This is a genomic window from Herbaspirillum sp. UBA812 (genome assembly GCF_002296545.1).
GTDB classification, from domain to species: Bacteria; Pseudomonadota; Gammaproteobacteria; order Burkholderiales; family Burkholderiaceae_D; genus Herbaspirillum; species Herbaspirillum huttiense.
In genome coordinates, this window is the sequence record NZ_DBIC01000222.1 from 1 (window position 1) to 8,910 (window position 8,910).

At 63.3% G+C, this 8,910-nt stretch carries 10 protein-coding genes and 1 pseudogene; 6 read left to right on the forward strand and 5 right to left on the reverse strand.

Annotation, left to right across the window (positions count from 1 at the left end):
* Positions 1 to 228 (reverse strand): annotated as a pseudogene (locus tag B3873_RS14635) (MBL fold metallo-hydrolase); the annotation flags it as partial.
* A 124-nt stretch (positions 229 to 352) separates the two neighbouring features.
* On the opposite strand from B3873_RS14635, the gene B3873_RS14640 reads away from it, so the two are divergent.
* The gene (locus B3873_RS14640; protein ID WP_039783005.1) at positions 353 to 1,291 is read left to right on the forward strand and encodes a LysR family transcriptional regulator; all 939 of its coding nucleotides are present in this window, start codon (positions 353 to 355) and stop codon (positions 1,289 to 1,291) included.
* 10 nt (positions 1,292 to 1,301) lie between these two features.
* Here the strand turns inward: B3873_RS14640 and B3873_RS14645 are convergent, their stop codons facing one another.
* Complete coding sequence (locus B3873_RS14645; protein WP_034340603.1) at positions 1,302 to 1,862, reverse strand: PAS and helix-turn-helix domain-containing protein; 561 nt, start codon at positions 1,860 to 1,862, stop codon at positions 1,302 to 1,304.
* Between the two features lie 269 nt (positions 1,863 to 2,131).
* Between B3873_RS14645 and B3873_RS14650 the strand changes: the two genes are divergently transcribed.
* The 3 genes from B3873_RS14650 to B3873_RS14660 all read left to right on the forward strand — a co-directional run bounded on the left by B3873_RS14650 (position 2,132) and on the right by B3873_RS14660 (position 4,353).
* Positions 2,132 to 2,827, forward strand: coding sequence for a CoA transferase subunit A (locus B3873_RS14650; RefSeq protein ID WP_013236556.1), 696 nt, complete (start codon positions 2,132 to 2,134; stop codon positions 2,825 to 2,827).
* Positions 2,828 to 2,840: 13 nt separating this feature from the next.
* Entirely contained in the window at positions 2,841 to 3,491 is a 651-nt protein-coding gene (locus tag B3873_RS14655) for a 3-oxoacid CoA-transferase subunit B (protein WP_034340601.1), read from the forward strand.
* A 229-nt stretch (positions 3,492 to 3,720) separates the two neighbouring features.
* A complete protein-coding gene (locus B3873_RS14660) occupies positions 3,721 to 4,353 on the forward strand; it encodes a hypothetical protein (protein ID WP_286866931.1) in 633 nt (210 codons plus the stop codon).
* Here the strand turns inward: B3873_RS14660 and B3873_RS14665 are convergent.
* The 3 genes from B3873_RS14665 to B3873_RS14675 form a co-directional block, all read right to left on the reverse strand.
* Entirely contained in the window at positions 4,348 to 5,493 is a 1,146-nt protein-coding gene (locus tag B3873_RS14665) for a helix-turn-helix domain-containing protein (protein WP_286866932.1), read from the reverse strand. The two genes, B3873_RS14660 and B3873_RS14665, sit on opposite strands and share 6 nt — an antisense overlap.
* A gap of 117 nt (positions 5,494 to 5,610) precedes the next feature.
* Positions 5,611 to 7,125 (reverse strand): sensor domain-containing diguanylate cyclase, encoded by a 1,515-nt coding sequence (locus B3873_RS14670; RefSeq protein ID WP_286866934.1) that lies wholly within the window; start codon positions 7,123 to 7,125, stop codon positions 5,611 to 5,613.
* The gene (locus B3873_RS14675) at positions 7,083 to 7,478 is read right to left on the reverse strand and encodes a hypothetical protein (RefSeq protein ID WP_286866939.1); all 396 of its coding nucleotides are present in this window, start codon (positions 7,476 to 7,478) and stop codon (positions 7,083 to 7,085) included. The genes B3873_RS14670 and B3873_RS14675 overlap by 43 nt, the downstream gene beginning before the upstream one ends.
* On the opposite strand from B3873_RS14675, the gene B3873_RS14680 reads away from it, so the two are divergent.
* Together B3873_RS14680 and B3873_RS14685 are read left to right on the forward strand one after the other, a co-directional pair.
* Positions 7,458 to 8,675 (forward strand): sensor histidine kinase, encoded by a 1,218-nt coding sequence (locus B3873_RS14680; RefSeq protein WP_286866937.1) that lies wholly within the window; start codon positions 7,458 to 7,460, stop codon positions 8,673 to 8,675. The genes B3873_RS14675 and B3873_RS14680 overlap by 21 nt on opposite strands.
* The coding region (locus B3873_RS14685) for a response regulator (protein WP_286866935.1) at positions 8,660 to 8,910 on the forward strand (251 nt) is incomplete at its 3' end. The genes B3873_RS14680 and B3873_RS14685, both read left to right, overlap by 16 nt.

Genomic DNA, 8,910 nt, shown 5'->3' on the forward strand with positions numbered 1-8,910 from the left:
GTCCACGACCTGCTGCGCTTCGCGCTGGCCGAATTGCGCATCGACCAGGATCGCTTCGCGCTCACCCGTGACCAGCACCGAGCTGACCGGGAAGATGGCTTCTTTGCCGGGATTGTAGATGTCGAGCTTGAGCGGGGCGGCGGCCTGGACGGCCGCGCCCGAGAAGGCCAGCAGGCCGGTGACAGCGATGGCCAGCAGGGGACGCAGCAGGCGATGGGTGGGCAACATGACGACTCCGAAAGTGGTAGATGGGTATCAGGAGCAGCCATCATAGGATCGCTTTTGATTTCGAAAAACAGCATAATCGATCACAGTTTGTTTCTGAAATCGTTCAAATGAAAAAGGGGCTCCAATGGATCGCCTGATGGCCATGCAGGTCTTCGTGACGGTGGTGGATGGCGGCAGCCTGTCGGCGGCGGCCGAGCAGCTGGATTTGTCGCGGCCGGTGGTGTCGCGCTACGTGGCCGAGCTGGAAGACTGGGTCGGTGCGCGCCTGCTGCACCGGACCACGCGGCGGCTATCGCTCACCCCCGCCGGCAATGAATTGCTCCCGCGCTGCCGCCAGATGCTGGAGTATTCCGAGGACATGCGCCATGTTCTCGATACGCCCGATGAAACGCCGCGCGGGCTCCTGCGCATCACGACCAGTACCTCCTTTGCGCAGACCCAGCTGATCCAGGCCGTGGTCGAGTACGGCCGCCGCTATCCGGGGGTGGCGGTGGACCTGCTGGCGCTGGACCGCACCGTGAACCTGGTGGAAGAACGTATCGACCTGGCCATCCGCATGACCAACCGGCTGGAGCCCAACCTGATTGCGCGTCCGCTGGGGGTCTGCCACTCGGTGATCTGCGCCACGCCGGATTACCTTGCGCGCCATGGCATGCCGCGCAAGGTGGAAGACTTGGCCTTGCACAATTGCCTGACGCATTCCTATGTGGGGCGCAGCCTGTGGCAGTTCGATCCGAAAAAGAAAAAAGCCAGGGCGGGCAAGGGCGCTGCCGCCGCGAAGATGAAGACGCAGACGCAAAGCGTGGCGGTGGGCGGCACCATCAGCGCCAATGAGGTGACGGTGTTGCTGCAGGCGGTGCTGGCCGGCGTGGGCATCGGCCACATGCCGGCCTATACGGTGGCGCCGCTGGTCGCCAGCGGCCAGTTGGTGCAATTGCTGCCCGATTACGAGCCTTTGCAGCTGGGCATCTATGGCGTCTATGCCTCGCGCAAGCACATGCCGGCGACCTTGCGCACGATGCTCGATTTCCTGGCGCAGCGTTTTGCGGGCCTGCCGTTCTGATCAAGGGTGATCAGGGCGTGATGCTCAGCAGCTTGTGCACCAGTTCGGAGGAGGTGGAAGCGGCGAACTTGCGCATCAGGCGGGCGCGATGCATTTCCACCGTGCGCGGGCTCAGTTCGACCTGGCGGGCGATGAGCTTGCTGGTCTTGCCTTCCACCAGCAGTGCGGCGATCTCGCGTTCGCGCGGGGTCAGGCCGGGGGCGATGGGACGTTTTGCACTGACATCCTCAAAGGTCCAGATACCGGCCGCGTGCGGGTTGTCGCGGTTGAGCGCATGGCCGGTGACGTGGCACCAGAACATTTCATCGTTGGAGCGCTTCATGATGCGCTCGTCCGAATAAAAGCCCTTTTCGTTCAGGATCGGCACCAGGCGCAGGCCGGTGCGTTCGAATTCGTCGGCGGTGGGGTAGATCTCCTGGAAGGAAGTCTGGCGCAGCGCATCGACCTCATAGCCGAACATGTCGGCCATGGCCAGGTTGGCCTGCTGGATCACGCGATTGTGCGAGACGCACATGCCGATGGGCGCGTGCATGAAAACCTGTTCGAAATCGATGGGGAGTGGCTGGGTCATGAGTTGCTGCACTGGTTGGCTGGTCCCTCGCAACTGGCGGGACCGTCTGTCTGACGGTACCATGCTGCATTGCGCCAGGTATTTTTACCGTATTGTATGGCCTATTTCAGCTGCCCTATGATAATTGGCGCTATTTGGAGCCGAACGGGGCCCGGCGACGTCTGCGGACGTTGCGCAAGAGAAGCCCCTGCGCCCATCCCTGTTGAAGCCGGCATGTCCGCCGGCCCGCTTGCAACCCTGCTCGCAAGACAAGAGCCGAAAGGAGACTCGTGAACAAAGTGTATCCAGACGCGGCCACCGCGTTGAAAGACATCGTCAAGGACGGTCAGACCATTGCGGTCGGCGGCTTTGGCCTGTGTGGCATCCCCGAGGCGTTGATCGCCGCCCTGCGTGATTCGGGCGTGCAGAACCTGACCGCCATTTCCAACAACGCCGGCGTCGATGGTTTCGGCCTGGGTCAGTTGCTGACCACCCGCCAGATCAAGAAGATGATCGCTTCTTACGTGGGCGAGAACAAGGAGTTCGAGCGCCAGTACCTGGCCGGCGAACTGGAACTGGAGTTCACCCCGCAAGGGACCTTGGCCGAAAAGCTGCGCGCCGGTGGCGCCGGCATCCCCGCGTTCTTCACCAAGACCGGTGTGGGCACGCTGGTGGCCGAAGGCAAGGAAGTGCGCGAGTTCGACGGCGAGCGCTACGTGATGGAACGCTCGCTGGTGGCCGACGTGTCGCTGGTGAAGGCGCACAAGGCCGACAAGGCCGGCAACCTGGTCTTCAACAAGACCGCGCGCAACTTCAACCCCAACGTCGCCATGGCCGGCAAGGTCACCGTGGTGGAAGTGGAAGAACTGGTGGAAGTGGGCCAGCTCGATCCGGACCAGATCCACACCCCCGGCATCTTCGTGCATCGCATCGTGGTCAATGCCACGCCCGAGAAGCGCATCGAACAACGCACCGTGCGCGCATAAGGAGACACACAAAATGGCATGGACCAGAGATGAAATGGCTGCGCGCGCAGCCAAGGAACTGCAGGACGGCTTCTACGTGAACCTGGGCATCGGCTTGCCGACCCTGGTAGCCAACCACGTTCCGAACGATATCGAAGTGTGGCTGCAATCCGAGAACGGCTTGCTGGGCATCGGCCCCTTCCCCACCGAAGACCAGGTCGACCCCGACCTGATCAACGCTGGCAAGCAGACCGTGACGACCATTCCCGGTTCGTCCTTCTTCAGCTCGGCGGACTCCTTCGGCATGATTCGCGGCGGCAAGATCAACATCGCCATCCTGGGGGCGATGCAGGTCTCGGCCAAGGGCGACCTGGCCAACTGGATGATCCCCGGCAAGATGGTCAAGGGCATGGGCGGCGCGATGGACCTGGTGGCCGGCGTGGGCCGCGTGGTGGTGCTGATGGAACATGTGGCCAAGGCCAAGGATGGCAGCACCTCGAAGAAGATCCTGAACGACTGCAACCTGCCGCTGACCGGCGTGGGCGTGGTCAACCGCATCATCACCGACCTGGGCGTGATCGACGTGACCCCGGGCGGCCTGAAGCTGATCGAACTGGCTTCCGGCGTGACCAAGGAAGAAGTGATCGAGAAGACCGAAGCGCCGCTGGATGTAAGCGAGGTCTGATCGTTTGAAAGAACCGGAGGCGGCAGTCACTGCCGCGTCGGATGAGCGAAGGGCACCATGCATGTGGTGCCCTTCGTCATTTTCAGCGCCGGAATGCAGGACGACCGGAGTCCATCATCCACATTCATCGGTTTTTGCTGGATGAAGCGGGTAGAGCAGCCGGGGACAGCAGCATGGCTGGCTATACTTTTTGACTCCTGTTTCTCCTCGTCAATCTGCCTGCTCTCCCATGCCGAAAGCGCCGAGTCCCCGCATACTTCTGCTCGATACCAATTGCTTCCTTCGTCTCTATTGCTCGCCGGTCCTTCCGCTGTTGGGACAGGTGGTAGGCGGCTATCGGCTGCTGACACTGGCGTCTCTCATTGATGAATTCAAGGCCAATTCCCGGCTCGGCCAGATCTTCTCGCAGGTCGGTATTCCCCCGCGCTCGGTGGACCTGGAGCAGGGTGCGTTGCGCCTGACACAGCCCAAGAAGCGTCTGGTCGAAGCGCAGCGCGGACCGCTAGCGGTCTACGCGAGGCTGTTCGTCCAGCATCGCAACACGCGCGGCGCCAGGCTGATGCCGCTGTCGTGCGAGGATACAGAGCTGCTGGCCACAGGCATCGTGCTGCGCGGCGTGATCGCAACTGACGAGAAAGCGCTGACAGAATTGATCAGAGACCTCATGGCGGCGGGTGAGGAAGCACCCCAGGCCTGTATTGATTCCCTGACCCTGCTGCATTTGCTGGAGCAGCACGGGCGTTTGAGTTCGCAACAGCGTCGCGACACAGTCTCGACCTGGGTGCGCATGGAAACCTTGCTTCCAGCTGGCTGGCGCAGGCGATATCTGGAGCTGTTCGGCGAATCAGCCGAGGCACTATGACGCAAGCATGCCGCTTGCCGGGGAGAGGGCAAACGAGATTTCTACTGCGTGGCCGATATCGACATTGAGTGCGCTGGCCACGAAGGCTGGCGAGCCGCCGCCTTGTCGGCGTTGCCAGCACGCCAGCGCCTCGAATACAGGGGTACGGAAGAAGTCAGAGGCGGTGCGGATATAGTGCTCCGCTGGCAACTGTTCAGCGCCGAACAGCGCTGCGCTGATGGAGAGCGTTTCCTGTCTTCCCTCTCCATGCACATCGCAGCCTCGCTGCTTGCGCTTGAGCCCGCTGACCTTGCGGCCTTGGTGCGCCAGCCAGAGATCGACCCGGGCCACGATGGTGGACATCGGTACCTCGTATTTGCCTGCATACCAGGCCAGCAGACGCAAGGCCTCATCGCCCGAGACCTTGCCCAATTCCGCTGCGGCCCGTGCAGCCGCAGCGGGAGGAAACAGCAGCGCTTGGGCGAAGCGTTCCGCGAAGAGTTCACCCTCATCGGCAGCCAGCCGGTGCAGGGTGTAGCAGTGCCCCAACTCATGGGCAAGCCAGGCATTGAAGGTGCCGATACACGCATGCAGATTGACGAAGACCCAGGTGGTCTTGCTGCGCGGCAGGTAGATGCTCAAAGCATTTTCATGTCCGTGCCGTTGCCGGTTCCAGTAAACCGGCACCATGATGGCTCCGAAACCTTGCAACAGGGCTAGCAGCTCCTGGCGCTGTACTGGCGCATCATCGGCCAGTCCCAGCCGGTCCCGTACCTGGTGGGTGGCTTCCAGCAGATAAGCCTCTTCCAGCGAGGGAGATTCCAGAACCGCCGGGGAAAACAGCCGGGGGTGCGGCAAGTGCGGCAGCAATTCCTGCAGATGTTCTGCCGCCGTAACCGCAGCTTCCCTGGCAGCATCACTGGCGCGCTGGCCACCCGTGGTACGAAAGGCGATGACGGGTTCATCATCGGGGGCCATCAGTTGCGTCACTTCGATATGAAGAATCTCCGCCAGCCGCAGCAATTTGCGTGGCCGGGGCAGAGATTGCCCGGAAAGCCAGTTCGACACGGCTTCCTTGCTGACTTCGCAGGAAGTGGCCAACGCGGTTCTGGTCAGGCCGCGTTGTTGCATCGATTGCAGGATCAAGGGGATATTGAGCATGGTGGACTGATGGTAGGCAGACCATCGCACCGCGTCAAGTTATGTCAAGTTGCATGCAAGCCGCGGCTTGCAAGATGGTGCGCAATATCGTCACATGACGAGCTCGCCACCCCGGCCTCACTCCACCCCGCTGACCCTTACCGCATTTCTCCCATCCCGCTTGGCCCGGTACAGGGCGGCATCGGCGGCATTGAGCACGTCCTCCACGCGGCGGTGGTGGCCGCGCTGCAGGGTGGCCACGCCCACGCTGATGGTGACCACGCGCAGGGGACTGGTGGCATGCACGATCAGCCGGCTGTAGACCGCATCGCACAGGCGCTGGGCCATCAGGAGCGCGCCCTGTTCCTCGGTCAGCTCCAGCAGCACCACGAATTCCTCGCCGCCGTAACGGCCGGCGCAGTCAGTATTGCGCGGCAGGTTTTCGTTGATGGCCTGCGCCACTTCGCGCAGCACCTCATCGCCCAGCTTGTGGCCATAGCTGTCGTTGTAGAGCTTGAAGTAATCCACATCGATGAACAGCACCGAGAAGGTGGAATTGAGATTGCGCCGGCAGCGCTCCCAGGTGGCCTGCAAGGCGTCGTCCAGCGCGCGCCGGTTCAGCAGGCCGGTCAGGCCGTCAGTGAGGGCCAGTTCTTCCAGCCGCCGTTCGATGCTCACGCGGCGGCGCAGCTCTTGGCGTACGTGCGAAAGCAGATAGGCCAGCAGCAGCGTGAAGATGAACAGCGAGAGGATCACCGCATAGAGCGTCTTGCGCCAGCTCTTGAAAATCGCCTCCTGCGAATAGCCGACAAAGACGATCAGCGGTGAGTCGGGAATGCGCCGGAAGGTATAGAGCCGTTCTACGCCATCACTGTTGGCGCGCGCGAAGAAACTGCCTTCCTCATGCTGGAGAGCAATCTTGATGCGCTGGAAATTGGCACTGCCACTGAGATCGCGGCCGATGACTTCGTCCCGGTACGGCACGCGCATGTAGGCCACGCCATCATCCGAATACAGCGAGATGACGCCATCGGCACCCAGTGACAGCCCCTCGAACAGATCGCGGAAATAGGCCAGGTCCAGCGCCATCACGACGACACCGCCAAAGCTGCCATCGTCATTGAACAGCCGCTTGGACAGCACTACCACCTGCAGCTCATTGCCCAGGCTGGCCTGGATCGGCCGCGAGACATACAGGCCGACATTGTCCGCATCGCGGTGCGCAGTGAAATAGGCACGGTCGCCATAGTTGGGAGCGGGTTCGCCCGGACGGCGGCGCGAACTGGCCAGCACCTCGCCCTTGGGGCCGATCACGGCCATCACCACTATATGGCTGACGCTGGCGGCGCTGCCGAACAGATAGGCATAGCGCTGTGCCTCTTCCAGCCGGCGTGCGCCCAACGGATGCTGGTAGCGGTAGGCCAGCGTATCCAGCGACAGCGACAGCACCTCCAGGTTGCGCGAAATGGCGCGCTGGGAGATCAGCGTCACGTTGCCGGCGTTGGCCACCGCCGAAAGACGAGTCTGGCGATAGCTCTGATAAAGCGTACTGGCGCACATGGCCAGCACCATCAGCATGGCGATACCCAATACCACGACCAGGTATTTCTTCAACTGCTTGATTTTTGTTCCCCCACAGATCCCCAGGCGCAATTAACGCATAAAGCAAAAAGCGCTTCCATCTTGATCGCCGGCAACGTGATTGTCTTGCAACAAAAGATGAACCGCCGTGCAGCCCCGCCGGTCTGATCGCAAAATGCGTTGCCCGCTTCGTGTTCAAATGCGAGCGTCGTCAACCGAATCTGTGCAGCACCGGAGGCTCCCTGAACATCAAGAACACCATCAAGCGCGACCTCGTCATCCTGTGGGCCTTCATCGCCCTGATCGCTCTCATTCTCGCCTTCCTGCTGCTGCAGCTCAGCCGCCAGGGCGCGTCTTCGCAGATCAGCCAGGCCACCGGCCAAGCCGCCGTCAGCTGCGCCACCATGAGCGCGGGCCTGGCCCATGCGCTCTCTTCCGGCAGCGGCGCGTCCCGCACTGCGGCCGATGGCGATGGCCTGCCCGGCAGCTCCATCATGCAGGCGGTGATCGACTTGTCCCTGCGCGATCAGGCCGGGGTGGAGGGCGGTTTCTGGCATCCCCAGCGCGACGTTGTGGCCTATGCGTTCCCGACCTATGACGGCAGCGGTATCAAACGTGATCCGCCGGGTGCGGAAATGGAACGCATCGTCTCGACTGCGCAGCGCGCCCTCGATGGCGGCACGACCGTCACCGACGTGCGGCCCGGCCTGCGCGAGGCGGTGGTGTTCGCCGCCTGCCCGGTGCCGCTGGGCAAGGTGGCGCTGGCGGCGTGGACCCTCAAGCGCGTGCCGGTGATGAGCGCCAGCGTGCTCAACCAGCTGCTGGTGGCCAGCGCCTTGCTGCTGGCCTTCGTCATCATCAGCGGGGTGTGGCTGGGAGCCACGCTCACGCGCTGGCGCAGCCAGTCCGAACGCCTGGCCAGCCAGCTGGCCCACGCCGAACGGCTGGCCACGCTGGGACGGGTGGCGGCCGGCATGGCCCATGAGATCCGCAACCCCATCGGGGCCATGCGCATGAAAGCCGAAAATGCTCTGGCCGCCCCCGCCCAGGTGCGCGAGACGCGCGTGACCGGCGCGCTCGAAATGGTGGTCAGCCAGACCGAGCGGCTCGATACGCTGGTGGCCAGCCTGCTGGCACTGGCGCAACCGTTCCAGGTGCAGCGCCAGGCCGTCGATCTGGCCAGCTGGATCGAGGCCCGCTGCCAGGCCCATGCCGAACTGGCCGAGCGCCAGCAGGTGCGCTTGGCCTCGGCCATCGATGCCGCCAGCTTTGGCGGCAGCCTTGCCACCAGCGCACTGGACCCGGTGCAGATGGCGCGCGCGGTGGACAACCTGCTGCTCAACGCCCTGGCGCATTGCACCGCAGGCGGCCACATCGCATTGGGTGCGCGCTTGCGCGAGGACGGGCGGCTGCTGCTGTGGGTGGCCGATGATGGTCCGGGCGTGCCGGCGGAATTGCGTGATAGTCTGTTCGACCCCTTCGTCAGCCAGCGTACTGGCGGCACCGGCCTGGGCCTGGTGCTGGTGCGCGAGATCGTGCATGCGCATGGCGGCGTCATCCACCTGGCCGCGAGCGAACGCGGTGCCCGTTTTGAAATGGAGTTGCCATGGCGCGCATCCTGATCGTCGATGACGATGCTGCCTTTCGCGGCAGCCTGGCCGAGACCGTCGGCGACCTCGGCCACGAAGTCCTGGAAGCCGGAAGTACCGCTGCCGGCCTGACCCTGCTGGCCGCGCACGCGGTCGATGCGGCCATCGTCGATCTGCGCATGCCCGAGGAAGACGGCCTGGTATTCCTGCAGCGCGCCCCGGCCATCGCCGCCATCCCCTGCATCATGCTGACCGCCTACGCCAGCGG